Origin of the sequence: Nocardia puris (genome assembly GCF_036051655.1) — a bacterium.
Classification (GTDB): Bacteria; Actinomycetota; Actinomycetes; order Mycobacteriales; family Mycobacteriaceae; genus Nocardia; species Nocardia puris.
Genome location: NZ_CP107943.1, coordinates 1,985,369 through 2,010,202 on the forward strand (window position 1 = coordinate 1,985,369; position 24,834 = coordinate 2,010,202).

Annotated in this window: 26 protein-coding genes; 12 read left to right on the top strand and 14 right to left on the bottom strand. The window is 70.4% G+C overall.

The genetic code is table 11. From position 1 onward, the window contains the following. Positions 1–52: 52 nt before the first annotated feature. The gene (locus tag OHB21_RS08765; RefSeq protein ID WP_067503259.1) at positions 53–814 is read left to right on the top strand and encodes a lysophospholipid acyltransferase family protein; all 762 of its coding nucleotides are present in this window, start codon (positions 53–55) and stop codon (positions 812–814) included. A 1-nt stretch (position 815) separates the two neighbouring features. Here the strand turns inward: OHB21_RS08765 and OHB21_RS08770 are convergent, their stop codons facing one another. Further along, on the bottom strand, positions 816–1,127 hold the full coding sequence (locus OHB21_RS08770) for a GNAT family N-acetyltransferase (protein ID WP_067503262.1): 312 nt from the start codon (positions 1,125–1,127) through the stop codon (positions 816–818). A gap of 479 nt (positions 1,128–1,606) precedes the next feature. On the opposite strand from OHB21_RS08770, the gene OHB21_RS08775 reads away from it, so the two are divergent. Beyond that, positions 1,607–3,172, top strand: coding sequence for an alpha/beta hydrolase (locus tag OHB21_RS08775; protein ID WP_195125065.1), 1,566 nt, complete (start codon positions 1,607–1,609; stop codon positions 3,170–3,172). 138 nt (positions 3,173–3,310) lie between these two features. On the opposite strand, the gene OHB21_RS08780 is transcribed toward OHB21_RS08775, so the two are convergent. Next, on the bottom strand, positions 3,311–3,559 hold the full coding sequence (locus tag OHB21_RS08780) for a hypothetical protein (RefSeq protein WP_147265826.1): 249 nt from the start codon (positions 3,557–3,559) through the stop codon (positions 3,311–3,313). Continuing rightward, positions 3,516–3,953: an esterase/lipase family protein gene (locus OHB21_RS08785; RefSeq protein WP_147265825.1), complete on the bottom strand. Its 438-nt coding sequence runs from the start codon at positions 3,951–3,953 to the stop codon at positions 3,516–3,518. The genes OHB21_RS08780 and OHB21_RS08785 overlap by 44 nt, the downstream gene beginning before the upstream one ends. Positions 3,954–4,150: 197 nt before the next feature. Here OHB21_RS08785 and OHB21_RS08790 point away from each other — a divergent pair, with 197 nt between their 5' ends. Then, positions 4,151–5,272: a glycerate kinase gene (locus tag OHB21_RS08790; RefSeq protein ID WP_067503270.1), complete on the top strand. Its 1,122-nt coding sequence runs from the start codon at positions 4,151–4,153 to the stop codon at positions 5,270–5,272. Between the two features lie 43 nt (positions 5,273–5,315). On the opposite strand, the gene OHB21_RS08795 is transcribed toward OHB21_RS08790, so the two are convergent. Further along, positions 5,316–5,471 (bottom strand): hypothetical protein, encoded by a 156-nt coding sequence (locus OHB21_RS08795; protein ID WP_157115790.1) that lies wholly within the window; start codon positions 5,469–5,471, stop codon positions 5,316–5,318. Beyond that, on the bottom strand, positions 5,468–5,818 hold the full coding sequence (locus OHB21_RS08800) for a winged helix-turn-helix transcriptional regulator (protein WP_195125067.1): 351 nt from the start codon (positions 5,816–5,818) through the stop codon (positions 5,468–5,470). The genes OHB21_RS08795 and OHB21_RS08800 overlap by 4 nt, the downstream gene beginning before the upstream one ends. Positions 5,819–5,948: 130 nt before the next feature. Between OHB21_RS08800 and OHB21_RS08805 the strand changes: the two genes are divergently transcribed. Next, a complete protein-coding gene (locus tag OHB21_RS08805; RefSeq protein ID WP_067503277.1) occupies positions 5,949–6,821 on the top strand; it encodes an NAD(P)-dependent oxidoreductase in 873 nt (290 codons plus the stop codon). Between the two features lie 176 nt (positions 6,822–6,997). Here OHB21_RS08805 and OHB21_RS08810 read toward each other — a convergent pair whose 3' ends face one another. Genes OHB21_RS08810 through OHB21_RS08820 form a run of 3 tightly spaced genes read right to left on the bottom strand, consistent with a single transcriptional unit; the run spans position 6,998 to position 9,001 of the window. After that, the gene (locus tag OHB21_RS08810; RefSeq protein ID WP_195125068.1) at positions 6,998–7,234 is read right to left on the bottom strand and encodes a helix-turn-helix transcriptional regulator; all 237 of its coding nucleotides are present in this window, start codon (positions 7,232–7,234) and stop codon (positions 6,998–7,000) included. Then, positions 7,224–8,075, bottom strand: coding sequence for an ABC transporter permease (locus OHB21_RS08815; protein ID WP_195125069.1), 852 nt, complete (start codon positions 8,073–8,075; stop codon positions 7,224–7,226). The genes OHB21_RS08810 and OHB21_RS08815 overlap by 11 nt, the downstream gene beginning before the upstream one ends. Further along, complete coding sequence (locus OHB21_RS08820) at positions 8,072–9,001, bottom strand: ABC transporter ATP-binding protein (protein ID WP_195125070.1); 930 nt, start codon at positions 8,999–9,001, stop codon at positions 8,072–8,074. The genes OHB21_RS08815 and OHB21_RS08820 overlap by 4 nt, the downstream gene beginning before the upstream one ends. Before the next feature lie 170 nt (positions 9,002–9,171). Between OHB21_RS08820 and OHB21_RS08825 the strand changes: the two genes are divergently transcribed. Continuing rightward, complete coding sequence (locus tag OHB21_RS08825) at positions 9,172–9,618, top strand: nitroreductase/quinone reductase family protein (RefSeq protein ID WP_067503286.1); 447 nt, start codon at positions 9,172–9,174, stop codon at positions 9,616–9,618. Positions 9,619–9,621: 3 nt separating this feature from the next. Here OHB21_RS08825 and aroQ read toward each other — a convergent pair whose 3' ends face one another. Together aroQ and OHB21_RS08835 are read right to left on the bottom strand one after the other, a co-directional pair. Continuing rightward, entirely contained in the window at positions 9,622–10,053 is a 432-nt protein-coding gene (gene aroQ, locus OHB21_RS08830) for a type II 3-dehydroquinate dehydratase (protein WP_067503289.1), read from the bottom strand. 21 nt (positions 10,054–10,074) lie between these two features. Continuing rightward, complete coding sequence (locus OHB21_RS08835) at positions 10,075–10,656, bottom strand: hypothetical protein (RefSeq protein ID WP_067503292.1); 582 nt, start codon at positions 10,654–10,656, stop codon at positions 10,075–10,077. Positions 10,657–11,109: 453 nt separating this feature from the next. On the opposite strand from OHB21_RS08835, the gene OHB21_RS08840 reads away from it, so the two are divergent. Next, positions 11,110–12,720, top strand: a complete 1,611-nt coding sequence (locus tag OHB21_RS08840; protein WP_232331621.1) for an NTF2-like N-terminal transpeptidase domain-containing protein — start codon at positions 11,110–11,112, stop codon at positions 12,718–12,720. A gap of 4 nt (positions 12,721–12,724) precedes the next feature. On the opposite strand, the gene OHB21_RS08845 is transcribed toward OHB21_RS08840, so the two are convergent. From OHB21_RS08845 to OHB21_RS08855, 3 genes are all read right to left on the bottom strand, one after another. Beyond that, positions 12,725–13,087, bottom strand: coding sequence for a DUF3054 domain-containing protein (locus OHB21_RS08845; protein WP_067503439.1), 363 nt, complete (start codon positions 13,085–13,087; stop codon positions 12,725–12,727). Between the two features lie 87 nt (positions 13,088–13,174). Next, positions 13,175–14,269: a lysylphosphatidylglycerol synthase transmembrane domain-containing protein gene (locus OHB21_RS08850; RefSeq protein WP_067503295.1), complete on the bottom strand. Its 1,095-nt coding sequence runs from the start codon at positions 14,267–14,269 to the stop codon at positions 13,175–13,177. 4 nt (positions 14,270–14,273) lie between these two features. Beyond that, positions 14,274–15,794 carry an adenylate/guanylate cyclase domain-containing protein gene (locus tag OHB21_RS08855; RefSeq protein WP_195126408.1) on the bottom strand — a complete coding sequence of 507 codons (1,521 nt, stop codon included), beginning with the start codon at positions 15,792–15,794 and terminating at the stop codon, positions 14,274–14,276. Between the two features lie 128 nt (positions 15,795–15,922). Here OHB21_RS08855 and OHB21_RS08860 point away from each other — a divergent pair, with 128 nt between their 5' ends. From OHB21_RS08860 to OHB21_RS08875, 4 genes are all read left to right on the top strand, one after another. Continuing rightward, positions 15,923–17,167: an AI-2E family transporter gene (locus OHB21_RS08860; protein ID WP_067503298.1), complete on the top strand. Its 1,245-nt coding sequence runs from the start codon at positions 15,923–15,925 to the stop codon at positions 17,165–17,167. Beyond that, positions 17,164–18,339, top strand: a complete 1,176-nt coding sequence (gene macS / locus OHB21_RS08865; protein WP_084537303.1) for a MacS family sensor histidine kinase — start codon at positions 17,164–17,166, stop codon at positions 18,337–18,339. Before OHB21_RS08860 ends, macS begins: the two co-directional genes overlap by 4 nt. Before the next feature lie 63 nt (positions 18,340–18,402). Beyond that, positions 18,403–19,035, top strand: a complete 633-nt coding sequence (locus tag OHB21_RS08870; protein WP_067503448.1) for a response regulator — start codon at positions 18,403–18,405, stop codon at positions 19,033–19,035. A gap of 138 nt (positions 19,036–19,173) precedes the next feature. Next, positions 19,174–19,818, top strand: a complete 645-nt coding sequence (locus OHB21_RS08875; protein WP_113975125.1) for a DUF1707 SHOCT-like domain-containing protein — start codon at positions 19,174–19,176, stop codon at positions 19,816–19,818. Positions 19,819–19,905: 87 nt separating this feature from the next. Here the strand turns inward: OHB21_RS08875 and OHB21_RS08880 are convergent, their stop codons facing one another. Further along, on the bottom strand, positions 19,906–21,096 hold the full coding sequence (locus OHB21_RS08880) for a helix-turn-helix domain-containing protein (protein WP_067503306.1): 1,191 nt from the start codon (positions 21,094–21,096) through the stop codon (positions 19,906–19,908). Positions 21,097–21,405: 309 nt separating this feature from the next. Here OHB21_RS08880 and OHB21_RS08885 point away from each other — a divergent pair, with 309 nt between their 5' ends. Together OHB21_RS08885 and OHB21_RS08890 are read left to right on the top strand one after the other, a co-directional pair. Continuing rightward, the gene (locus OHB21_RS08885) at positions 21,406–21,864 is read left to right on the top strand and encodes a hypothetical protein (protein WP_067503310.1); all 459 of its coding nucleotides are present in this window, start codon (positions 21,406–21,408) and stop codon (positions 21,862–21,864) included. 127 nt (positions 21,865–21,991) lie between these two features. Further along, positions 21,992–24,475 carry a DUF2339 domain-containing protein gene (locus OHB21_RS08890; protein WP_228789792.1) on the top strand — a complete coding sequence of 828 codons (2,484 nt, stop codon included), beginning with the start codon at positions 21,992–21,994 and terminating at the stop codon, positions 24,473–24,475. The last annotated feature ends 359 nt before the right edge of the window (positions 24,476–24,834 follow it).

Below are 24,834 nucleotides of genomic sequence, written 5' to 3' on the forward strand. Positions count from 1 at the left end.
TACCGCCGGACTCATGTACGTCGCTCACGGCCCGGCGTCGTAGGCTCGGGTCATGCAACCGCCCGAGGTCGTTCTCGAGAACTGTGACACCGTCTACGACTTCTATCGAAATCACCGGCAGAACCGCCTGAAAGCGCTGGCCGCCTATGCCCTTCTGGGACGCCGCTACCGCCCGCGGATCAGTTACGCCGAGCAGGCGAAGCAGAAGGTGAAGGCGCTGATCCGTTCGGGCACGCCGACCATCTTCGCCATCAATCACCTGTCGCAGAACGATCCCTACACCGTCGCGGCGGCGGCATGGCGCAGCCCGCTGCGCCCGATCATCGGCAAGGTCCGGGTGCTGGCCAAGGACGAGCTGTTCGTCGAACCCGAGCAGCGCCGCAAGGTCGACATGATGGGCGGCATCCCGGTGTTCCGCGGCAAGGATCACGGCATCCGCGCGGTGAACGCGGCGGGGCAGCGGATGATGGACGTCTGCGCCGAACGACTCGCCGGCGGCGACCACCTGGCGATCTTCCCCGAGGGCACCTGCAACGACGTCGACCCCACCCAGGTGCAGGCCATCGGCAGCGGTATCGGGCACATCGCGTTCCGCACCATGAAGCTCGACGTGCAGCCCGCGCTGGTGTGCCTGGGCCTGAGCTACGGCCCGCGCGCCGACCCGGCGATCGAGCCGACCAAGGAGGAGGCGGTGTCTGCCAGCTTCTACTTCCGCCCGCCCATCACCGACCTGCCCGCCAAACCGGCCGAGATCGCCCGGCTGGTGCGCACCGATCTGCAACTGGCGCTGGACGGCGCCGTCGCCGCCTACTGAGTCACTGCGGCAGCCCGAATCTCGTACGCGCCCACTGCGGTACCGACGCGATGTATTCGGGATGGGTCTCCACGAAGTGGCGGACCATCGGGCACAGCGGCAGGATGCCGAAACCCTCGTCGCGGCTGCGGGACAACGCGGCCGCGACGAGCTGTTTCGCGTACCCGCGGCCCTCGTAGCGCGGATCGATCTCGGTGTGCACGAAGGCGCGTTCGGAGGCGGTGTCCTGGTATTCGGTGTGCCCGGCGACGGCGCCGTCGACGTAGATCTCGAATCGTTGCTGCGCGGTGTTGTCCCGGACCTCGGTCGACATGGCTCGACGCTACTCCGAACACCGTCGTGACGACGCATCCACCGAGGCAGTGTCCCGGGCGTGCGCGCCGCGTTGCCAGGGTGGACCCGGCATCGGCTCGCCCTCGCGGGCCACGGATCGGTCGTCGAACCCGCGCCTAGCTCGCGAAACGCCGGGCCTGTTCCCGGCACCGCTCCACCGCGTCGGCCGCCTGCGCCTTGGTGACGGGCCGCCCGGCGTCCGGACCAGGTCAGCCCCTCGGACCTGTCTCGGGGTCCCGTCCGGCGCGCGGACCGGATCCACGCCGGTCGCGTCGCCGAAGAAACTCCCGGCTTCCGTCCTGCCAGACGACGAACTCCCGCCGCGGATTCCTCGGGCCGGGCCCCGATGACAGGGCCGGCGTGGTCGCCGGATACCGCCGTACGACTTGTCGGCCGGGCGCGTGGCTGCGCAGAATGCTCTTGGTCGTGCCGCGCGGTGGCTCGGCGGAGGTGCGAAACATGATCAGGATTTCACGGGCGGTCGCCGCCGTGGGGGCGGCGGTGCTGCTGGGCGCGACGATGGTCGCCGGGTCGGCGAGGGCCGCTCCCGTATTCGGTTCCTGCCCGGACGGTTCGGTGCCCGCGGGCGCCGACGTGCGGTGCGCCGTGGTGAGCGTGCCGATGGACCACGCCGATCCCGACGGTCCCCGCATCGACCTCACCGTCAGCCGGATCGCCGCCAAGGGCGCCCGGCACGGCGTGCTGTTCGCCAATCCTGGTGGTCCCGGAGCCGACGCGCTCGGCTACTGGGCCCAGCGCGCCGAGACGATGCCCGCCGCGATCGCCGAGCACTACGACCGGATCGCCGTGCAGCCGCGCGGGCTGCGATGGGCGACGCCGCTGCGGTGCGTGACCGGAGCCGAAGGGGCGGAACAGATTTCGGCGGGCGCCACGCGCAGCGCGATCAAGGCGGCATGCGACGCGGCGCAGCCCGGCTACCTCGACACCATCACCACCGAGCAGACCGCGCGCGATCTGGACGCGGTGCGCGCCGCGCTCGGCATCGACCGGATCGGCTACCTCGGCACCTCCTACGGAACCTATCTCGGCGCGGTGTACGCGTCGCTGTTCGGCGAGCGGGTGGAGCGAATGGTGCTGGACTCCAACGTGCATCCGGGCTGGGTGTGGACCGAGGAGTTCGCCCAGCAGCAGGCGGCGGGCAAACAGCGCCTCGACGACTTGTTCGCCTGGATCGCCGAGCACGACGACGAATACCGTCTCGGCGACACGGCGTTGCGCGTCTACCAGAACTGGGTGCGGCTGGTCTCGGCGCAAGGCGGCGGCTGGTACGCCAACCTGACCCCGCCGCCCGCCAGCGTCGCCGACCTGCCCGGCGAACTGCCCGAACCGCTGGCCGAGATCGCCCGCGACGGCGTCAACGGCACCGTCGAGCAGGCGGGCAAGGTGCAGAACCTGGTGCGCACCTTGCTCTCCGGCGGCGCGTCGGCGCAGGTGCCGCTGGTCGCCGCGACCGCCGTCGCCACCTACACCCGCGCCTACTGGCCCACCTTCGCGCGGGCCATGGCCGACACCAACGGCGACCCGGCGAACGTGGGCCGCCTGCTCGCGATCGAGACCGCCACCGCCACCGACCCGACCGGGCGCTTCGTCTTCGCGGCCATCACCTGCAACGAGAACGCGGTGCCGCCGCGTCCCGAGCTCATCGGCTCCGCCGTCGGCACCATCGTCTCCGGGGGCAACGCCATGGACGCCCGCGCCGACCTCGTGCGCTCCGGAATGAGCTGCGGCTCTTGGGAACCTGTCACCGAACCGGTGGCCCTGACCGGCACCGCCCTCACCACCCCACCCCTGCTCTTGCAGAGCCGCCACGACGCCCTCACCCAGTACGAGGGCGGCCCGGCCATGGCGCGGGCGCTCGGCGGCTCGCTGATCACCGTCGAGGGCGGGGATCACGGGGTGCTCGGGCGAGGGAACGCCGCGGTGGACGAGGCGGTGCTGGAGTACCTGCGCAGCGGGGTCGTGACGATCGATCGTGCGGATCAGGCGCCGTTGACCGTGCGGTGAGCGGGGCACACACCGCATGTCGGTGATCGGCCGAGGCCGGTGAGCGCGCAACGGCTCATCGTGTGCGGCCCGACCGCACTCGACCCGAAGGCGCCGCTGAGGCCACGCTATCCGCGGGTCGATTCGCGCACGCGGACCTCACCTCCGGTCGTCGTTGGCAACGCAGCGGAGGGCGGGATGTTCGTGCGGATCGAGGGCATTGAGCGCGAGATCGATGGTCCGCGGGTCTGTCGACCCGGCGATGTGCCCGGTGCGGTCCTGCGGGCAACCGTCTTGGACGAGGATGTTGGTGACGTTGGCCGCGTCGATGAACGCGGAGGTGTACCGCGTGACGATCGCGTCGTCACGGGTGGCGATCATGGTGTAGCGCACGTCGGCCGCTGTCATCGGGCCACTGTTGAGCTCGGTCGGGAACGGAGAGCCCGCCACCATATCGGCCAGGGCCGCGTCGCTCGGGGAATACCACCGGTAGGACCCCGGCGATCGCCCCGGTGACATCCCTCCCCGCCACCACCGTGCGAATGCCGTGCTGCGGACCGAATATCGATACGACCTGGCGAGCCGAACCAGCGGTCCCTTCGGCGAGTCTCAGGCTGACCGCACGGGCGATCAAGCCGCCCTGCGATTTACCGACGAGGTCGAGCGTGCCGACGCCATTGAGGGCCAGGATCCGTTCGGCGGCGTGGGTGAAATAGTCGACCGACGCCGTGACCGGTTGCAGCGAGTCGTATTCCAAGCCATAGACGCAGCGGCCGTCGGCGAGCAACTGGCTCGAGGTCACCCTCGCCGACTTCGAGAACCGGCCGGACTCACCTCCGGAACCCGCCGCGTCAGGAGCTCATGATCGGAACGAATGATCGTTCCGATCATGGGTGGTCTTTCCGGCGCTCCCCTCATGCAGGCCGAGCCCTCCGGCGCGGTGGCCGCGTTCCGGTGGCTTGACATGCGGGTTCCGGTGGCCGCGGTCAGAATGTGGGGATGAACGACGCGCCCAGGGTGGTGCTCGCCCCCGACAAGTTCAAGGGATCGTTGACGGCGCCGGAGGTGGCGGCGGCGCTGGCGGGCGGGATCGCACGGGTGGTGCCCGGGGCGGTGATCCGGCAGGTGCCGGTGGCGGATGGCGGGGACGGGACGGTGGACGCGTTCGTCGCGGCGGGGTGGGAGCGGGTGGAGGTGAGGGCGCCGGGGCCGACCGGGGTTGTCGGGCCGGCTTCGTATGCGCGGCAGGGGGATACGGCTGTCGTGGAGTTGGCGGCAGTGGTCGGATTGGTGAAACTGCCTGGCGGGCAACTCGATCCGCTGCATTCGGGGACTCACGGGCTCGGAGTGGTCATCGGCCACGCGCTCGACGCGGGCGCGCGGCACATCGTGATCGGTCTCGGCGGTAGCGCCTCCACCGACGGTGGCGTAGGGATGCTCACCGCGCTCGGTGCCCGCGTGTTCGACGCGCAGGGGCACGAACTCCCCTCCGGCGGTGCGGCTCTCGCCGATGCGGCGACGCTCGATCGCACCGGTCTCCATCCCGCCGTCGCCACCACCCGCTTCACCCTCGCGTGCGACGTCGACAACCCCCTGCTGGGCCCCACCGGCGCGGTCGCCGTTTACGCGCCCCAAAAGGGCGCGAACCTCGCCCAGCGCGCGACTCTCGAAGCGGCCCTTGCCAACTGGTCTCGCGTCGCCGGACCCGAATACGCCGACGTGCCCGGCGCCGGAGCGGCGGGCGGCACCGCCTTCGGAGCACTCGCCTTCCTGAACGCCGAGGTCCGCAGCGGCATCCAGGTCGTCCTCGACCTCCTCGACTTCCCCACCCTCCTCGCCGGCACCGACCTCGTCGTCACCGGCGAAGGGTCCTTCGACGCCCAGAGCCTGCACGGCAAGGCCCCGATCGGCGTCGCCTCCCGAGCCCGCCGCGCCGACCTCCCCGTCATCGCCGCCGTCGGCCGAAATATGTTGTCAGACAACGAAATACAAGCCGCGGGCTTCACCGCCTGCTACGCCCTGACCGACCTCGAACCCGACCCGGCCCGCTGCATGACCGCCGCACAGTCCCTCCTCCACCGCCTCGGCGAACAGATCGCCGAACGGCACTTGAAGCGCTGACCTCGTGATCAGCGGCTGGTCGGCGCTCCGCCGTCCGGCGCGATCAAGGCCGAACCGGCCCGTCCTGGTCCGCCGCCGCGGCGTGCTCCGCGCCGGCGAACGCCGCTGCGGCCTCCGCGCGGTCGACCTCGGTGACACCCGCCTCGGCCACCAACTCGGCGTCGATGCGGGCGGTCGCCTCCCCCGGGGTGGGCGTCAACTCGCCGAGGCGAAGGTGCGGAGGATTTCGGAGCGGTGTTTGTCGCCCCACTGTTCGAGGGAGTGCAGGGCGGTGGCGAGTTCCTGGCCCAAGGGGGTGAGGGTGTATTCGACGCGCGGGGGGATTTCGGCGAACACTTCGCGGTGGACGACGCCGTGGGATTCGAGGTGGCGCAGGTTCTCGGCGAGGACCTTCTCGCTGACGCCGTCGAGCAGGCGGCGCAGTTCGCCGAAGCGCTGCGGCCCGTCGGCGAGGGCCCACATCAGGTGCATCCGCCACTTGCCGCCGACCACGTCGATGGCCAGCGACATTCCGCAAATGTTATCCGTGTCACTGTCGCTGCCCATGCCGGCCTCCTGACCAGATTGCGTACCTCGAGGTGTGTATCCCCACGCGAACGTGCGGTCTTGTCGACTCTACCTGCACGAACGAGCATCGGTGGCAGTGCAGGAAGATCCGCGAATCGAAAGGGACACGATGTCCGAGAAGTCAACCCGCTCCGTCTCCGTGCTCGGCCTCGGCCCGATGGGTCAGGCGATGGTGCGGGCGTTCCTCGACGCCGGCGTCGAGGTGACGGTGTGGAACCGCAGTGCCGCGAAGGCCGACGCGATGGTCGAGCTCGGCGCGAAGCGGGCCGCGACGGTCGCCGAAGCGCTCGACGCCAACGAGGTCTCCGTGCTGAGCCTCACCCACTACGACGCCATGTACGACGTGCTCGGCCAGGCCGCCGACCACCTGCCCGGCAAGGCGATCGTGAACCTCTCGTCGGACTCGCCGGAGAAGGCCCGCACGGGCGCGGCGTGGGTGCGCGAGCGCGGGGCGCGGTTCCTCTCCGGCGGCGTGATGTCGGCGGGCGACAACATCGGCCACCCCGCTTCCTACATCTTCTACAGCGGCCCCCGCGAGGTGTTCGACGCCCACGCCGAGCTGCTGCGCCCGCTCAGCCCGCAGGAGTACCTGGGCACCGACGACGGCCTCTCGCAGATCTACTACCAGGCCCTGCTCACCTTCTTCCACCCCTGGCTGCTCGCCTTCGACCAGGCGACGGCGATGATCGTGAAGTCGGGCCACGACCTCAACCAGTTCCTCCCGTACGCGGTGCGCTCGGCCGGCGCCTACGAGTACTTCATCCAGGAGTTCGGCGAGACCAACCTCGCGGGCGGCTGGCGCGATGTGGCGTCGCTGAAGATGATGGTCGCGGGCGCGCAGCACATCATCGACGCCAGCGAGGAAGTCGGCGTCGACGCCAGCCTCTCGCACGCCTCACAGGCGCTGTGGCGCAAGGCCGTCGCGGCCAGTGAGGAAGCGGGACACGGGGTTTCGGTGTTCGAGTTGCTGGCCGGGCGCTGAAACCCGCTTCCCATCAAGCACTTTCGGCACCCAACTGAGGAAAGGGTTAGCCAACGCCTTCGGCGTACTGCTCGGCAATAAGAACTGGCTCCACATGTGTGGGGTTCGGGCTGGATCCGGACGTGTGGGATCGTGGCTATCTCGCACGCCGGATCCGTCCCGGGACCCGCTTCCCGTCAAGCGGTTTCAGCACCCAGCCGAGGAAATGGCTTGGTGGAGAAGACCACTTCCACCGTCACCTCGAAGTACTCCGCGATCCGCATCGCCAGGTGCAGGCTGGGGCTGTACTCGCCGCGCTCCAGGTATCCGATCGTCTGGTAGTGCACCCCCAGCGCTTCGGCGAGTTCGCGGCGGGAGATCCCGCGCTCGGCGCGCAGCATGGCGATCCGGTTGTAGATCGTCTCAGTAGGCACGCTGCATGGCCCTCTCCCGCCGCGCCGCGACGCTCGATCCCGACTCCTTGCGCGCCATCCGGCGCAGCAGCACCGGCGCGACGAGCATGCCGACCACGGCCCAAGTGCCCAGCACCGCAACGGTTTCCAGGTGCCGCCACGAACCGGTCAACTCCAGAGCCGCCGCCTCCTCTGGCAGCATGGCCGAGCGGGTGCCCAGGCCGAGCCAGTAGATCGGGAACACCTGCGCCAGCCCCTGCAACCAGCCCGGCAGCGACGTGATCGGGTAGAAGATCCCCGACACCGCCACCAGCGCCATGATCGGCATGGACGCGAAACCCACGCCGCGCGGCGTGGCGAACAGCGAGCCGAGACACGCGCCGATCGGCAGCGACGCGAGCATGCCCAGCAGCACGATACTGAGCAGCGCGAACCACCGTGCGGGCGTGTCCAATTCGACGCCGCCGATCAGCAGCAGCCCCGGAATCAGCACCGCGCAGAACGAGGTGAGCACCCACCCCGCCGCCATCACCGACTTGCCGACCAGGTAGCCGACCATTCCGTTCGGAGTCGCCTTGGCGCGCAACAGGGTTCCGTCCTCGCGCTCGACCGCCAACAGCTGTGCGATGCTCACGATGCTGCTGAACGCCACCAGCATGCCGAGGATGCTGGGCAGCGCCAGCGTGCCGAGTTCGAAGTCCGTGGCCTGAAAGGTGCTGTTGCGCAGGAAGACCAGCGTGATCACCATGGCGATCGGCCAGAACAGCAGGCCGAACAGGTCGGTGCCGTTGGTCAGCGACTGGCGCAGTTCGATCACGCCGCGCGACAGTCCGGCGCGGACGGCGTTGGCGACCGGATTCATCGACCCACCTCTTCCAGGGTGCGGACCTCGGTGTCGGGCTGTCCGGATTCGAACCGGCGCACCAGGGTCATGTACGTGTCTTCCAGTGAGGCGCGGCGTACCTCGAGTTCCCCGATCTGATCGCCGTGCTGCTTGAACAGGTCGTGGACGAACTTCGTCGACTCCACGGTGGTGTGCACGAAACGCTGCCCGTCGCGGGTCCAGCGCACCTCCGCCTCGCCCGCGATGCGCCGCGAGAGCGCGTCGGCCGACCCGTCGGCGATGATTCGCCCGCCCGCGAGGATCAGGATGCGGTCGGCCAGTTTCTCCGCCTCGTCCAGGTCGTGGGTGGTGAGCAGGATGGTGGTGCGCTCGTCGTCGGCCAAACGGTGGACCAGGTCGTGGAATTCGCGCCGGGCCTGCGGGTCGAACCCGGCCGTCGGTTCGTCCAGGAACAGCACTTCGGGGCGGCCGACGATGCCGATGGCCACGTCGAGCCTGCGACGCTGGCCGCCGGAGAGCGCGCCGACTCGGGTCTTCGCTTGGTCGGTGAGCCCGACGACCTCGATCAGTGCGTCGATGTCCCACGGCTTGCGGACGCTCTCGGTGCCGTAGGGCGCGTAGTAGGCGCCGAGGTTGGTGAGCAGTTCGCGCACCTGCCACTTGGCGTGGTCGCGCCAGGACTGCAGGACGACGCCGATGCGCGCCCGCCACGCCTCCCCGCCGTGCGCCGGGTCGGTGCCGAGCACGTCTACGCGTCCGGCCGACCGCATGCGGAACCCCTCGAGGATTTCGATGGTGGTGGTTTTGCCCGCGCCGTTGGGGCCGAGCAGGGCCAGGACCTCGCCGGTGCGCGCCTGGAACGTGACGTCGTGCAGGACGTCCTTCGGGCCGTAGCGCATGCGCAGGCCTTCGACATCGAGCGCGACGGATTCTTCCACGGTCATTGACTGTCCTCCCGTTGTCCAGACCGGATGACTCGTAGCATACCTACTACCTTTCGCCGCATCAGCGCTGTTTCTCGCCCGTGATTAGAGAGCAGTGCTCTTGACTTTGGCGCGAGCATGCCGGAGTATCGTTCTCAGTAGAGAGCAGTGCTCACACAATAGGAGTCGCTATGAACGCCAGCCCCCGCTACCTCGCCCCCACCGGCCTCGATCCCGTGCTCAACCGGGTGCTGAACTGGCTGCCCAGGATCGGGATCGGTGTCGCGGGCTCGCGACTGCTCGCGGTGCGCGGGCGCACGAGCGGCGAATGGCGCACCACCATGGTCAACCTGCTGGTGGATCCCTCCGGCGACCGCTACCTGGTGGCGCCACGCGGCCACACCCAGTGGGTGCGCAACCTGCGCGCGGCGGGCACGGGCGAACTGCGCCTCGGGCGCAAGGTCGAGCCGTTCTCCGCCACCGAGATCGCCGACGCCGACAAGATTCCCGTGCTGCGCCTCTACCTGGAGAAGTGGGGCTGGGAGGTGGGCCGCTTCTTCGAGGGCGTCACCAAAGACTCCACGGACGCCGAACTCGCCGCCATCGCACCGGGTTTCCCGGTCTTCCGGCTGGCCTGACGCTCAGCGCGTCGCGAGGAACTCGATCGCGGCCGCGTACCCCTGAATCCCCATCCCGGCGATCACGGCCGTCGCGATGGGGGAGACGAACGAGTGGTGCCGGAATTCCTCGCGGGCGTGCACATTGCTGATGTGCACCTCCACGATCGGCACCTCCGGGATGACCAGCGCGTCGCGCAACGCCACCGACGTGTGGGTGAGTCCGCCCGGATTGATCACGATGGCCGACTCCGCGCCCCGCGCCCGATGGATGCGATCGATCAGCGCGCCTTCGTGATTGGACTGGAACGCGGTGACCGTGCGGTCGAACCGGGCCGCGGTGCGCTCGCACAGGGCGACCACGTCGTCGAGCGTCGCCGCCCCGTAAACCTCGGGCTGACGGGTGCCGAGCATGTTCAGGTTCGGCCCGTTCAGGACCAGAATCGGAGCGGCCATGCCCGACACCCTATCGCGCGCTCACAGCCCCTTCGGGCCCTCCGAGCGCAGGTCGTCGACCTTGCGCATGGCGGTGCGCAGTTCCTCGAGCCACTCCTCGGCGTGCTTGCCCGCCAGCTTGACCGTCCAGGCCAGCGCGTCCGAGCGGGAGCGGGCGACGCCGGAGTCGACCAAGGTGTCGAGCACCTTGCGCTCGGGTTGGCGCAGGCGCGTCATCACCGGAACGGCCAGCTGGGTGAACATGATTCGCTCGCCGTCCACCGAGACTCCCCAGGCCACGTTGCGCCCGTAGCGGCGCTGCGCCTCGCTCGCGATCTTCATGCGGTCGGGCCGTGTGGATTCGCGGAACCGGGAGATCGCACCCTCCTTGGTGGCGGTGGGGATCTTCTCCGTGGGCGCCTCGTCGCCCTCCTCGGCGCGTTTGGGTTCGGGCATGGGCAACTCGCCGATCACCACGATCTCCTCGCGGTCCACCTCGATCACCGGCTCGCCCGTGAACCAGTCCTGCGGCAATCGACCGGCGAACCAGTCGGGCACATCGGCGGGGTCGGGCAGGTCGGCCTGTTGCCAGCCGCCCGGTCGTCCGAAGCCGTGTTTACGCATGGTCGATCACCTACTTACGGTGGTGCTTTATTGCGGTGATTACAAGATTACGCCGCAAATCGACCGCGCGGTTTCGCCGTGCGTGAACGGGGACAAGATCGGGTATCCAGAGGGCGTCGCGCGTTGCCGGACAGGTCGCGGAGGCGGCGAATCGCCGCCGTGGGCGGTTCTCGCCCGCGTCCGCGATCCGGCCGGTACCGTAGCGGCGCCCGGTTATCGCCTTGTGACGGGACACCACTCGTGATCGAGTCCGAACACCGCCGCTCATCGGGCACAATCGGTAGGGCTGAGCATGGGTAACGGCCCGATCACCGGGGCGTGGCGGGCACGGTCGATTCAGGTACGGTTGTCTTGTTACTGAAGTGACAAGAGTGAAGAGTGGGCGACATGGATGTGTGGGGATCCCGCCGCTTTCGCGTTCGGGTTGCTGTGGCACTCGCGGGGGTGGCGGCTGTGGCGATCGCCATGGGTGCGTGCGGGTTCAGCGAGGAACCGAACGAGCCCGAGGCCATCGTCGAACGGTTCACCGAACTGCTCGACGAGCAGGACTACGGCAAGGCCGCCGAACTCACCTCGTACCCGAACGCCGCATCCGCAACATTGAAGCAAATGTTCGAGGGGCTGGCGCCGGGCACCGCCGACTACGAGAAGACCCAATTCATCGACCTGGACGGGCAATCGGCGCTCTTCAGCATGGACGTCGGCTGGAACTTCGGCGAGCACAAGGACTGGCGCTACAGCGTGCAGGGCACCGTCCGCAAACTCGCCATCGGCTGGCGGATCTCGTGGGAGCCCGCCGTGGTGATGCCCGACCTCACCGGCAGCCGCACCGTGAAACTGGTGCGCACCACGCCGAAACCGCCGCCGCGCGTGATCGATATCGTCGGCGAACCGCTCATGACCGAGCAGATCATCAACGTGATCAAGCTCGACCCCTCGCGCATCGCCGATCCGGTGGCCTCCACCGACGCGCTGGCCGCCGCCATCGAACCCGTCGCGCCGCTGATCACCGGTGAATCGCTGCGCGAGCAGCTGGCGAACGCGGAGGGCGCGCCGATCACCGCCGTGAACCTGCGCGAGGGCGATTTCGCGATCCTCGAACCGCGCATGGCCCCGATCCCGGGCGTGGTGATGGAGAAGCAGCCCCGGCTGATCGCCGCCGACCGGCGCGTGTGGTCGCCGCAACTGGACGCGCTGCGCAAGGTGTGGGAGGCCAGCCAGGAACAGCATTCCGGGTGGGGCGTGCAGATCTTCGAGGCCGACGGGCGATTCGTCGGCCAGGTGGCCGGCTACCAGGGCCCGCCCGGCCCGGACATCGCCGCGACCATGGACCAGCGCTTGCAGCGCGCCGCCGAGGACGCCGTGGTGAGCGTCGGCACGCCCGCCTCGATCGTCGCGATCCAGCCGTCCAACGGTGCGGTGGTCGCGGTGGCACAGAACAGTTACGCCACCGAGCAGGGGCCGATCTCGTTCACGGGGCTTTACCCGATCGGCGGCAATATCGAACTGCTGCGCGCCGTCGCGGCGGCGAAGGACGGTAAAGCGCCGCAGGACGTGTCGGTGCAGGAGGCCGCGGAGGCCGCGCCGACGCTGGGCATCGGCCTCGACGTGCACGTGCCGGGACTGGACGAGGTGACCGGTCGCCTGGCCATCGCGGGCCGCACCGCCGAGCAGGTGCGCCAGGGCGGCGGCTCGGACGCGGTGCTGGCCAGCCCGTTCGGGATGGCGATCGCCGCCGCCTCCATCGCCAGGGGCGGGGTGCCCGCGCCGATGATCGAGGCGGGCCGGCCCGCCTCGACCGACGCCGAGCTCACGCCGTTCTCGGGTGAGCTGACCGAGCGGCTGCGAATGATGTTGCGGGAGGGCATGGCCGCGCCGGATTTGGCGCCGCTGCGGTCCTTCCCCGTGATCGCCTACGCGGCGCCGGCCGGATCCGACGGCTGGTTGATCGCGAACATGGGCGACCTGGCGTTCGCGATCCACATCAGCGAGGTCGACAGCGGCAACGCGACCGCGCGGATGGCGGCCAGGATGTTGCAGGCGCTGGCCAAGCCGGAGACCTGAGCGGTCAGTCCAGCGCTTTGACCGCCGCGCGCCAGCCCAGCAGGAACAGTGCGAGCACGGTGCCCGCGACCAGCAGGAAGCTGGCCGCGGTGCCCTGCCCGCTCACCGCGCGCAGCAGCATGCCGCCCACCAGAGTGCAGGCCCACACCAGGATTCCGGTGGGCCACAGCGTGGTTCCGTCGAACCGGTCGCCGTTGCGCGAGGTGAGCGCGTACGCGGCGCCCCACCCGATCCCCAGCCCGATCAGGAACGGCCACGCGGTCTTGGCCAACCCCGCCAGCACCGCCTCGTCGTGACTGCGCCGGCCGATGGCACAGAAGAGGATCACCAACACCACGTCCACCGCCAGCGGCCACAGTCTCTTCACGCGCGCCAGAGTAGTGGGCACTGGACGGCCGCCCATACCGGACGGGGTGGACGGTGCATGCACTCGCCAGTGACCCCGCGGCCGCGACTACACCGCGCGGCGTTCCTCGAATTCGCGCTCGTAGGCGGCGTCGTCGGAGTGCGGGGTGCGGAAGAGGAAGGCGAAGATGATCCAGCCGACGATCGCGAGGAGGACGAAACTCACCATGCGGTAGACGAAGGCGGCCGCGACGGCCTGCGCGGCGGGCAGGCCCGCGCCCGCGGTGAGCCCGTAGATGAGCGTAGCGTCCACGTAGACGATGCCGCCGGGCGCGAACGGGATGGAACCCACGGCCTTACCCGCGGTGAAGGCGATGAGCAGGCCGGCGATCTTCGGATCGCCGCCCACCGCGTAACAGGCCGCGCCCAGACAGGCCACGTCGGCGAACCGGTGCACCAGCGCCCACACGCCGACCAGCGCGCCGTCGCGTTTGCCCAGGTCCACCGACTCCAGCTGGGACAGTACGTCGGAGACCTTGCCCATCCCGCGCTCGGGCGGCCGTTTGCGAATCCGGTTGATCAGGGCCAGGATCCGCCGCGCCATCGATTCCAGGGCGCCGGGGTTGCGCGCGAGGTGGTTGCCCGCCCACACCACCGCGACGACCACGGCCACCGAGAGCACCAGCTGCACCGGGCCCACCCGGTTGCCGACCAGTAGCGCGCCCGCGAACGCCAGCAGCGCCAGTCCCATGCTCGCGATCACGCCGGAGATCACCAACTGCCAGGACGCGACCATCGGATTCGCGCCCCAGCGCCTGGTCTGGCGGTAGGTGAAGGCGGTGGAGAACACCTGTCCCGCGGGCAGGGTCACCGACATGGCGGTGGCGCCGTACACCACAGCCACCGATTTGCGCTGGCTCACCTCGACGCCGCCCGCGCGCAGCAATTGTTTCTGCACGCGCCCGAATCCGCTCATCGACAACGCCTGCAAAGCGATGGCGAGCGCGACCCAGCCCCAATGGATTTCGGTGAGTTTGCGCCAGGATTCGTGCAACCGCGGCGCGAGATACACGCCTTCGGCGAGGAGCAGGGCCAGCAGGGCGGCGCCCAGCACCCATTTCACCCACCGGTATCGGCCCGTGCGCGACTTCCGGGTGGACGGCGGCGATGTGTGCTCGCCGGTGCGCTCCCCGTTGGCCGCCACGAGGTCAGCCTAGCGAATCCGCGGTCTCGGCGTCCGATTCGGCACGGGGATCGGTCTGGGCCTTCGGCCAGGCCAGCCGGGTTTTCCGGCGGCGGCCGCGCAATTGCACCTCGGGGCCGGTCTCCCAATTGCTCTGTTCGCTCTCGTCGGCGAAATACAGCGCGCTGCCCGAGGCGAGCACCCGGCCCGGCTGGTCCTTTGCCAATTCGGTGAGCCGGGACGCTTCGTTCACCGGATCGCCGATCACCGTGTATTCGAACCGGTTGGCCGCGCCGATATTGCCCGCGACCGCCAGACCCGCCGACACCCCGATGCCGATATCCAATCCGGGCACCTCGCGCAGTGCCTCGCGCAATTCCCGGCCCGCGGCCAGCGCGGCGGTCGGCGCGTCGGGGCGGTCCAGCGGCGCGCCGAAAATGGCGAGCGCGGCGTCGCCGACGAATTTGTTGACGAATCCGTGGTGCCGGTCGATCACGTCCACCACGACGCGGAAGAACTCGTTGAGCAGGCTCACCACTTCGGTGGGCGGGCGTTCGGCGGCGGTGGCGGTGGAACCGACCATATCGACGAACAGCACCGCGACGAACCGGGTCTCACCGCCGAGCTCGGTGCCGTAGTCCAGGGCGCGCTGGGCGACCTCCTCGCCCACATGCTGGCCGAACAGCTCCTGGAGCTGGCGGCGTTTGGCCGCCTCCTCCATCATCCGGTTGAAACCGACCTGGAGCAGGCCGATCTCGCTGCCGTCGAACACCTCCACCTGCACGTCGAGCGCGCCGTCCTGGACACTGTCGATGGCCTGGCTGAGCTGGCGCACCGGATCGGAGATGCTGGAGGCGGTGAGCATGGACAGCGCCAGCGCCTGCATGATCACCACACCGCACAGCAGCAGGATGGAGATGGCCAGCGACTGCGCGGAGAACCGCACGTCGGTGGAGATCTGGGTGACGCACAGCAGCACGATGGCGATGGTGGGCGCGAATGTGCCCATCCCCCAGGTCATCGCCATCCTGGTGCCCACGCCCGGGGTGAGCGTGTGGTCGAACGAGCCCTCGGTGAGCGCCTGCGCGGCGACCGGGCGCAGGATGCGTTCGCCCAGCATGTAGGTGAAGCCGAACACGATGGTGGCGGCCATGCACTCGGTGATGACCACCGCGCCGGCCAGTTCGGGCGATTCGACGATGATGATCCCGGCCAGCACCGCGCCGCCGATGATCCACAGCACCAGGTGCAGGATCGCCTGGCGCAGCGGCGCGTGCAGCGCGGCCATCTGCTCCTGGCGGCTCGGCGGACCGCCGCGCACCTGCCAGCGCATCACCGGGCGCAGCATCAGCGCGGACGCGGCGAGGCTGAGCAGCCCGCCGGTGCAGAAGACGAGGGCGGGCACCACCAGGCCGATGCGGCGCGCGCCGGCCGCCTCGCCCTCCTGGGTGGGCAGACCGTACTGGAGGAACGCCCACACCAGGACCGCGCCGAAGGCATTGGCCAACAGCATCGATGTCAGGTATAGCGGCCAGCGCGTGCGCATGGTCTGTTTGACCGCTTGCAGGGGCGCTGACACGCTCACCAATCTAGCGTTTCGATCATGCGGGTTCGTGCCCCCGCCCGCGCGTTCACGCCCTCGGCGCGCCATCCGGGTCCATTACGCTGCGGGGGGTGAGCCAACCCGAGCAGAGCGCGCCGAGCCGGGGTCCGGCGGCCGACGCGGTGCATCCGATCGTCCGTCAGACCGCGGAGTGGGCGTGGCGGCTGCTGGTGATCTTCGCCGCGGTGCTGGCACTGTCGATGATCGTGCAGCGGCTGGCGACGGTGGTGATACCGCTGGCGATCGCGCTGCTGGCGGCCGCACTGCTGGCCCCGCTGGTGGATTGGATGCAGCGGCTCGGCGTGCCGCGCTGGGTGGGCGTGTTCGTCGCGCTGGTCGGTTCGCTCGGCGTGGTGGCGGGCATCATGACCTTCGTCGTGGAGCAGTTCGTGGCCGGCGTGCCGCAGCTGACCGACGAGTTCACCGCGAGCGTGGAGCGGATCCAGGACTGGCTGATCAACGGCCCGTTCCACATGAGCGACGACCAGATCCGCAACGCGGGCGACACGATCGTCAACGCCATCCAGTCCAACCAGGACAGTCTCACCTCGGGCGCGCTGACCACCGCGACGGTGATCGGGCACATCCTCACCGGCACCTTCCTGACGCTGTTCATCCTCATCTTCTTCCTCTACGGCGGCGATCAGATCTGGGAGTTCGTCACCCGGATCGTGCCGAGGGGCCACCGCGAGCGGGTGCGCCTGGCCGGGCAGCTCGGGTTCGGCTCGCTGGTCGGGTTCGTGCGCGCCACCGTGGTGGTGGCGGCGGTCGACGCGATCGGCATCGGCGCCGGGCTGGCGATCCTGGGCGTCCCGCTGGCGCTGCCGCTGGCCTCGCTGGTGTTCATCAGCGCGTTCATCCCGATCATCGGCGCGTTCCTGGCCGGGTTCATCGCGGTGTTCATCGCGCTGGTCACCAAGGGATTGGTGACGGCGCTGATCGTGCTCGGCATCATCATCGCGGTGATGCAGCTGGAGAGCCACGTGCTGCAACCGCTGCTGCTGGGCCGGGCGGTGAGCATCCACCCGCTGGCCGTGGTGCTGGCGATCGCCGCGGGCCTGGTGCTCGGCGGGATCGCGGGCGCGCTGCTGGCGGTGCCGTTCGTCGCGGTGATGAACACGGCCATCCGCTCGCTGCTGGTGGACAGTCCGCAGGAGGCGATCGGCGAGCTGCGCTCCGGCGACTACCGGCTGTATTCGGCGGAACCGGACCGTCCAGAGCCCGGACGGTTCGACGTGGCCGCGACCCTGGAGAGCGAGGCGCGCCGCCCCGACTCGCCGCTGCTGCGCACGCCGAAACCGGGCGGGTCCCGGTGACCACGCGCGCCGCCGAACCCGACCCCGAGGACGCCGCCACCGCGCCGCTGTGGCGGGCGGTGCAGGCGTTTCGCCTGGTCACGCTGCTGTACGCGGTGGGCCAGCAGTTCGCATCGGTGCCGTACTACCAGAATCAGCGGCTGAGCTGGTTCTTCATCGCGCTCATGGTGCTGTGGTCGGGCGCGTCGGCGCTGATGCTCTCGCAGTGGCAGGGCGAGGAGGTGGCGCGGGTGCGGCGCTGGGTGGTGATCGGCGACCACGTGGTGGTGATCGGGCTGATCTGGGCCACCCGCCTGGTCGCCGACTACGACTGGTACCACGGGCATCAGACCCTGCCCACCACCATGTGGGCGGCCAACGCCGTGATCTCGGCGGCCATCCTGCGCGGCCCGATCCTGGGCATCGCCTCGGGGCTGCTGATCGCCTGCATGATCATCACCGCGCGCGAGCAGTGGGGGCAGGACGTGTGGGCCGACGCCACGGCCCCGGTGCTGGTCTCGGTGGGCTTGGCGCTCGGGCTGGCCGCCAACACCGCGCGGCGCGCCCAGGAGCAGTTGCAGCGCGCGGTGCGGCTCACCGCCGCCGCCGAGGAACGCGAGCGGTTGGCGCGCGAGGTGCACGACGGCGTGCTCCAGGTGCTCAGCTACATCAAGCGGCGCGGCAGCGAGATCGGCGGCGCCACCGAGGAATTGGCGCAGCGAGCCGGGGAGCAGGAGGTGGCGCTGCGGGTGCTCATCTCCGAACAAGGGGTGCGCGAGGATCGCGGCGGGGCGGAAGTGGACCTGCGCCCGCTGCTCACCGCGCACGCCACGCCGAAGGTGTTCGTGTCCACGCCCGGTGAGCCGGTGCGGGTCGGGCGGTGGGCGGCCGGGGAACTCGCGGCGGCCGTGTCGACGGCGTTGACCAATGTCGAACTGCACGCCGGGCCCGACGCGAAAGCCTATGTGCTGCTGGAGGACACGGGCGACGAGCTGATCGTCAGCGTGCGCGACGACGGGGTGGGCATCCCGGCGGGACGGCTCGCCGAGGCCGAGGCTGAGGGCCGGATGGGCGTGTCGCGCTCCATCGTCGGGCGGATCGCCGCGCTCGGCGGGGTCGCCGAACTGCTCACGGAAGGGGAGGGTGAGGGTGTGGAATGGGAGTTCCGGGTACCGCGCGGCGGCCCGGCGTGACGAGAACGGCGTCGAGAGGAGGTCGCGGTGACCGATGACGGTGTGGCCGAGCAGGTTTCGGTGATGGTGGTGGACGACCACCCGATGTGGCGCGACGGGGTCTCCCGCGACCTCGGCGAGGCCGGTTTCCACGTGGCCGCGACCGCCGACGGCGTCGCGGCCGCCACCCGGCGTGCGGCGGCCGTGCGGCCCGCCGTGGTGCTGATGGATATGCAGCTACCCGACGGCAACGGCGCCCAGGCCACCGCCGAGGTGCTGCGCGTCTCGCCGGAGAGCCGGGTGCTGGTGCTCTCGGCCTCGGCCGAACGCGACGACGTGCTCGACGCGATCAAGGCGGGCGCGTCGGGCTACCTGGTCAAGAGCGCGTCGGCGGCCGAACTCGTCGACGCGGTGCGCGCCACCGCCGCCGGTCAGCCGGTGTTCACCCCCGGCCTGGCCGGGCTGGTGCTCGGCGAGTACCGCCGGATGGCCACCGCGCCCGCCGAACCCGACGAACCGCACCGCCCCGCGCTCACCGAACGCGAGACCGAGGTGCTGCGCATGGTGGCGAAAGGCCTGTCCGCCAAGCAGATCGCGTCGAGGCTCGGGCTCAGCCACCGCACCGTGGAGAATCACGTGCAGGCCACGCTGCGGAAGTTGCAGTTGGCCAACCGCGTCGAGCTCACCCGCTACGCCATCGAGCAGGGGCTCGAGTAGCGCGTCCGACTTCCGGAGGATGCGCGAGCCCCCGGGAATCGGGGATCGCCCTGATGCCGCGATGTCCGGATTCTCGGTAATCTCGACGCCATGGGCGGCGCCGAATCGGAAACCAGCGGTATCGGGCGCGGGGAGACCGTGAGCGACCGGGATCTGCGCGTCTCCGACGCCGAGCGCGAACACGTCGGCCAGCTGTTGCAGCGGGCCGTCGGCCTCGGCATGCTCTCGCTCGGGGAGTTCACCGAGCGCATGGACACCGCGCTGGCCGCCAAGACGCGCGGCGAGCTGAACGCCGTGCTCATCGACCTGCCCGGCGTGCGCCTGGTGGGGCAGCCCGCCGCCACGCCCACGAACTTCGTCAACGCCGCGCCGGGGCATCCGTCGCCGGTCGCGTCGTCCGCGGCCGTCCCCGCCCGCGCCGACGTGATCCGCGGCCGCATGTCCAACCCCACCCGGCGCGGCCCGTGGACCGTGCCCGCCACCCTGCACCTCAACAGCTGGTTCTCCGGCGTCACCCTCGACTTCACCGAGGCCGTGATGACCACCCAGGTCGTCGAACTCCGCGTGGACGACGTGTGCAGCTCGCTCACCCTCATCGTCCCCGACAAGGCCACCGTCGACCTCAACGCGCTCGACCTCATCGGCTCCAGCATCAATAACAAGGTGCGCACCGGCCCCCCGATCGGCCCGCTCCACATCGTCGTCCACGGCCGGCTGCGTTTCGGCAGCGTCACCGCCAAACACCCGCTGAGCACCCACTGGCGCAAGTTCATGGGGATGTGAGGGTTTCGGCGGTGTTCGGTGCGACTTGGTGACTCGCACGTCATGTGCCGGCGGTGGGGATCGTCCGGCGCGTCTCGGTGATTCGCGTCAGGTGTTGACGCCGATGCGGCGGGCCAGGGCGCGCAGGGGGATGCGGCGGTCGTGGTCGAGCAGTTCGGACACGATGTGGCGGGGCAGGGATTGGTATTTGAGCCAGTCGGGGCCGCCGACGCGCTCGGCGGTGAGCAGCGCGTCCAGCGCGCGCTGGTGCTGTCCGGTGCGGGTGAGCGCCACGGCGGTGTCGGTGAGGTGGCGGGCCCGGGAGGCCTGGGGCAGGCCGGAACTGGCGGGCATCTCGCGGGCCGCGGTCAGCGCCTCGGAATAGCGTTCGGAGGAGACGTTCACGTCCACCGTCTGCATGATGACTTGCGAAGGGCCGAAATAGGTTTCGTAGTCCTGACGATCGGTGCCGAGGCGCACCGCCACCTCGCCCGCCGCCTGCGCCAGCGAGAGCGCCTCCGGCACGTCCTGCGCGCGCCCGGAAGCGGTGGCGCCCTGCAGAACCAGCGATCCGTAGGCCGAAAGATGCGCCGGCGCAACGTCACCGGCCGGTTCCAGCTCCGCCGCCGCGCGCAGCGCCACCCGGCGCGACTCGTCGTAGCGCCCCTGCACCAGCAACTGCCAGGCGACCGAACCGCGCACCGTCGCGAGCAACAGCGGATCGTCGCCGAGTTCGGCGGCGGCCAGCGCCTGGCGGATGGCCAGGAACGCCGGATCGGTCTGCCCGAGGTGCACCAGCGTGCACCCGGTCACCCAGTACATGCGGGCCAGCAGTTCGTTGGCCGGCGCGACCGTGCCGTTGCGCGCGGCGTGCACGGTGGCGCGCAACTGGGTCAGGTTCGCGGGCAGGATGGTGGTGAGCAGTTCGTAGCGCCCCGCCCAGTAGGCGCCCCAGGCGTAGTCGACGGCGCGGCGGCCGTCGTCCAGGCTCACCGCCTCCTCCTCGGGCACCTCGCCGAGCAGATCGTCAACCGGGGTCAACGCGCGCCGGATCGCGACGATGCCCGCGTCGGGGTTGCCGGAAGGTATCCCGTGGCGTTTGCCGACCAGATCGGAGATGTCCACGTCGAGGGCGCGCGCCAGTTTCTGGAGGCTGGCGATCGACGCTGTCTGGCGTCCGCCCTGCTCCAGCTTGCGCACCAGGTCGACGCTCACCCCGGCTTGGTCCGCGAGCTGGCGCTGGGTAAGCGCTTTGCCGCGGAAACGCCGGATCCGTACCCCGATCGATGAGTCGTCCATGTAGCCATGTCCTTTGTTACATCCGGGTTTCAGGGTACGACGCTAGGCCATACCTTTCACATGAAGTGGGACATTACGTACGACTCGTCGGCCCCCCGTTGGAATACCGTTGCCTTTCTGCAACTTTGAGAACGCAAAGGGCGACGGCAAATGACCACGATGCCGAACACCACTGTGCGAGCCCGGCGCGCCGACCGCGCGACCGCATCGCAGGTACTCACCGACCGACCCGCGCGGCACTTACCGCGCGACGGCGTACTACCCGGGACGATCCGCCACCATCACCGCATCGTCTGAGGGGGAATCGCCATGTTCGAAAGCTGTCACACTCCGCACGAAGCCGCCCACCTGCTGCGTCATCGCTACGGGCTGCCCGTGCAATTGCTCGCCGGACGTCCCGTGGTGACCACGGGCACCATCCTCGGCGCGATCGTCATGCCACCCGATCTGGGTGAACGGGTGCTCGCCGCGCTGGACCGGACCGGTCACGCCCCGGTGATCGCCGATCCGGGCGAACGCACCTGGACCTTCCTGGTCAACCCGCCCAGCCCGGTCACGCCGGTCGATCCGCACGTCCGGCGCACCCTCGCCGGGCACGGGGTCACCGTGGTGCCGGGCGGCAGGCACGTGCTGCTGCCCAGCACCGACTCGCCCCAAGGCTGGCACTGGGCGGGCGAACCCGGGTCCGGCGTGCTGCGCATGCCGCCCCGCGCGGCCGTCATCCGCGCCGTGCACCAGGTGACGGGCGTGCGCGCCCACACCGCCTGACCATCCGGCGGGACCGGCCCCCACTCCCACGGGTGGGGGCCGGTCGGGCGGAAGTCGCGTAGATATCGAGCGCGGTCCGGGTGTTTCTACTCATGTTCGGCGCGGATGAGGGGCCGAGCATGGAGATATGACTACATCTCTCGATCCCGCGCTGATCTCGCGCTTGTCCGGTGAGTTCACCGCGCTCGGAACGCGGATGGGTGTCCTCGGGCGCGACCTCGCGCTGCTGCGCGAACAAGTGGCCGCGGACCTCACGGTCCCGCGCAGCGTTTCCTGGAAGACCGGTGCCTCGGCGGAGGCCGAGGTGGAGGCCGGGCGTTCGGCTGTGCCGGGGACGGCCGAGGCCGGGGCTCCGGTGGGGACGCGGCCGGAGTCGGCCGGCGCGATGAGCCGACCTCCTGCCGAAACGGCGTCGGAGCGATCCGGCGCGCTCGCCGGTGCGCAGGGCGTAACCGATGCGTCCGCGCCGACGGAGGCGGGTCGGTCGGCCGTTGGTGTGCCGGACGCGGCCGGTGAGATGCCGGGCGCGAGCGGTAGCACGCCGGGCGGCGGGGATCGGACTTCTGTTGGTGCGGAAGCGGTTTCGTCGAAGTCCGCCGGTGCGTCCGGTTCGACACCGGCGGGTGAGCCGGCGGGTGTCGGTGGACCCCGAAGTGCGGACGAGGCCGGTGATGCCGGCGCCGCCGAAGGTGCCAGCGGGTTCGGGAGCACCGGTTCGGCGCGTGCCGAGGGTTCTTCCGGCACCGCGATGCCCGATACATCGGCCGCCACGGGCGCGCCCGGCGGTGTGCCGGTTCCGCCGCCCGGACAGTGGAATCCGGGCCAGTGGCAGGCCGCCGGGCAGCAGGGGTGGCCGGGTGGGGCGGTGCCGTATCCGCTGCCCGGCTACGCGCCCGGGTATGCCGGGCGGCCGCCGCAGGGTTGGCCGCCTCGGGGTCCGGTGCCGCACGGTGGGGGAGCGGTGCCGCCGGGGATGCGGCCGCCGCCGGTGCGCAAGCAGCCCGGGGTGCCGTGGTGGCAGCGCGACGGCGTGATCAGCCGGGTGCTCGCGATCGCCGGTGTGGGCGTCACGCTCATCGGCGTGGTGATGTTGCTGGTGCTGGCAGCGCAGGCGGGCCTGTACGGGCCGGTGGCGCGGGTCGCGACCGGTGCGGTGCTGTCGGCGGGGCTTGTGGTCGCGGGCATGCGAGTGTTCGGCAGGACCGGTGGCCGGGTCGGCGGAATCGCCTTGGCGGGCACCGGAATCGCGGGCGCGTACCTGAATGTCGTCGCGGTGACGGCCTACTACGAGTGGCTGCATCCGGTGCTCGGCCTCGCGGTGGCGCTGGCCGTCGCGGCGGGCGGTGTGGCGCTGGCGGTGCAGTGGAAGTCGCAGCCGCTGGCGGTGCTGGTGGTGCTCGGCGCGGCGCTGCTCTCGCCGTTCGTGACCTCCGAACTGGTGCTGCTGGCGTTCCTGATCGTGCTCCAATTCGCCTGCTTGCCAGTGCAACTCGGCAGGGAGTGGCCGTTCCTGCACGTGGCGCGCACGGTGCCCGTGGTGCTGGCGGCACTGGTCAGCATCGCCGTCGCGACCTTCGACACCGTCGAGCAGGACCGCGCGCTGTGGCTGCTCGCGGCGGCGTCCGCGATCGCGGTGGTCGGACTGGCCGGCACGCTGATCATGGTGCGCGCCCACGCGCAAGACGTGACCGCCACCGCGATGTTCGCGGTCGCGACGCTGCCGCTGCTCGCGGTGCCCGTGCTGTTCGACCGGTACCCGGCCGCGCTCATCGCGGGTGTCGCCGCCGCAGTGCTGCTCGCGGTCGCCGCGGTGCCGCTGATCCCGAAACTGCGTGATATCGCGCGGATTCCGGGTCACACCGCGATCGCCGCCGCCGTCACCGGGTCGTTCGCCCTGCTGGAAGCGTGCATCGGCGTGACGAACGCGCAGACCCTGCCGATCGCGACACTGCTGGTGGCCCTGGCCTTCCTGGCGGTGGCCGGGCAGGTCCGCTCAGTGGTGGCGGCCGGGATCGGTGTGGTGTTCGCGCTGCTCGGCGGGCTCGTGTTGCTCGACGCCGCCTCTCCGGAAACGCTTGCCTCGCAACGGTTCGCGGAGGAACAGCTGGGCGTGTCGACGGTGCTGGCCGCTCTCCTCGGCATCGCGGTGGTCGCGGTCGCGGTGTGGGGTGTGCGCCGGCTGCCCGGAATGGCGAAGGGCGGCACCGAGGAATCGGTGCTGTGGCTGGCGGCCAGCCTCCTGACGCTGTACCTGGTGACCGCGGCGTTCGTGTCGATCGGCGTCGCGACGGGTGTCGAGGACGGGTTCATCATCGGCCACAGCGTCGCCACCATCGGCTGGATGGCCGCCGCCACCGCCGCGCTGTTCTACGGCCTGCGCAACCTCGCGCGCAAGCCGTCGGTCGCGAAGGTGGCGCTGGCCTCGGGCCTGCTCGTCACGGCCGCCGCCCTGGCCAAGCTGTTCCTGTTCGACCTGGCCACCCTCGACGGCTTGGTCCGCGTGGCCGCCTTCCTCGCCGTCGGCATCCTCCTGCTGCTCACCGGCACCCGCTACGCCCGCGCCTTCGCCGAGGCGGGCGAACGGGAACCGGAGCAGAACCCGGCCGCCTGACCGAACCGGACCCCGCCCCCGAAACACTTGGGGGCGGGGTTCTTTCGTGTGCGATCACGGTGGAGGCGGCGCGGGTACGGCCGCCGCCTCGGCTCAGTCGTCGTCGTTGCGGCGCAGGAGTTCGTCCACGCTGACCGAGCGGCCGTCGCCGCTGTGGTGCTTGCCCGCGTCGGGATCGATGGGGCGGCGGCGCGAGGAGCGCAGTTCCGCCATCCAGTTCTCGATGCTGGCGCGGTTGTCGTCCGGGGTGGTGTCGCGAGCGTCCGCGGCCTGGTCGGTCGGGGTCTGGCGCGACGTGTCCGGGGTGGCGCCGGGAGCGTGACGGATCGGGTTCGGCGGTGCCGGGATGTGCTGCGGGC

Excerpts from the sequence above, each read along its gene's own strand:
- OHB21_RS08855 (WP_195126408.1), bottom strand. The coding sequence starts at position 15,794 with ATGCGCACGCGCTGGCCGCTATACCTGACATCGATGCTGTTGGCCAAT.
- OHB21_RS08765 (WP_067503259.1), top strand. The coding sequence starts at position 53 with ATGCAACCGCCCGAGGTCGTTCTCGAGAACTGTGACACCGTCTACGAC.
- OHB21_RS08780 (WP_147265826.1), bottom strand. The coding sequence starts at position 3,559 with ATGACAGCGGCCGACGTGCGCTACACCATGATCGCCACCCGTGACGAC.
- OHB21_RS08880 (WP_067503306.1), bottom strand. The coding sequence starts at position 21,096 with ATGGACGACTCATCGATCGGGGTACGGATCCGGCGTTTCCGCGGCAAA.
- OHB21_RS08870 (WP_067503448.1), top strand. The coding sequence starts at position 18,403 with ATGGTGGTGGACGACCACCCGATGTGGCGCGACGGGGTCTCCCGCGAC.
- OHB21_RS08820 (WP_195125070.1), bottom strand. The coding sequence starts at position 9,001 with ATGACCGTGGAAGAATCCGTCGCGCTCGATGTCGAAGGCCTGCGCATG.
- OHB21_RS08770 (WP_067503262.1), bottom strand. The coding sequence starts at position 1,127 with ATGTCGACCGAGGTCCGGGACAACACCGCGCAGCAACGATTCGAGATC.
- OHB21_RS08835 (WP_067503292.1), bottom strand. The coding sequence starts at position 10,656 with ATGCGTAAACACGGCTTCGGACGACCGGGCGGCTGGCAACAGGCCGAC.
- OHB21_RS08825 (WP_067503286.1), top strand. The coding sequence starts at position 9,172 with ATGAACGCCAGCCCCCGCTACCTCGCCCCCACCGGCCTCGATCCCGTG.
- OHB21_RS08815 (WP_195125069.1), bottom strand. The coding sequence starts at position 8,075 with ATGAATCCGGTCGCCAACGCCGTCCGCGCCGGACTGTCGCGCGGCGTG.
- OHB21_RS08790 (WP_067503270.1), top strand. The coding sequence starts at position 4,151 with ATGAACGACGCGCCCAGGGTGGTGCTCGCCCCCGACAAGTTCAAGGGA.
- OHB21_RS08800 (WP_195125067.1), bottom strand. The coding sequence starts at position 5,818 with ATGGGCAGCGACAGTGACACGGATAACATTTGCGGAATGTCGCTGGCC.
- OHB21_RS08890 (WP_228789792.1), top strand. The coding sequence starts at position 21,992 with ATGACTACATCTCTCGATCCCGCGCTGATCTCGCGCTTGTCCGGTGAG.
- OHB21_RS08805 (WP_067503277.1), top strand. The coding sequence starts at position 5,949 with ATGTCCGAGAAGTCAACCCGCTCCGTCTCCGTGCTCGGCCTCGGCCCG.
- OHB21_RS08775 (WP_195125065.1), top strand. The coding sequence starts at position 1,607 with ATGATCAGGATTTCACGGGCGGTCGCCGCCGTGGGGGCGGCGGTGCTG.
- aroQ (WP_067503289.1), bottom strand. The coding sequence starts at position 10,053 with ATGGCCGCTCCGATTCTGGTCCTGAACGGGCCGAACCTGAACATGCTC.
- OHB21_RS08885 (WP_067503310.1), top strand. The coding sequence starts at position 21,406 with ATGTTCGAAAGCTGTCACACTCCGCACGAAGCCGCCCACCTGCTGCGT.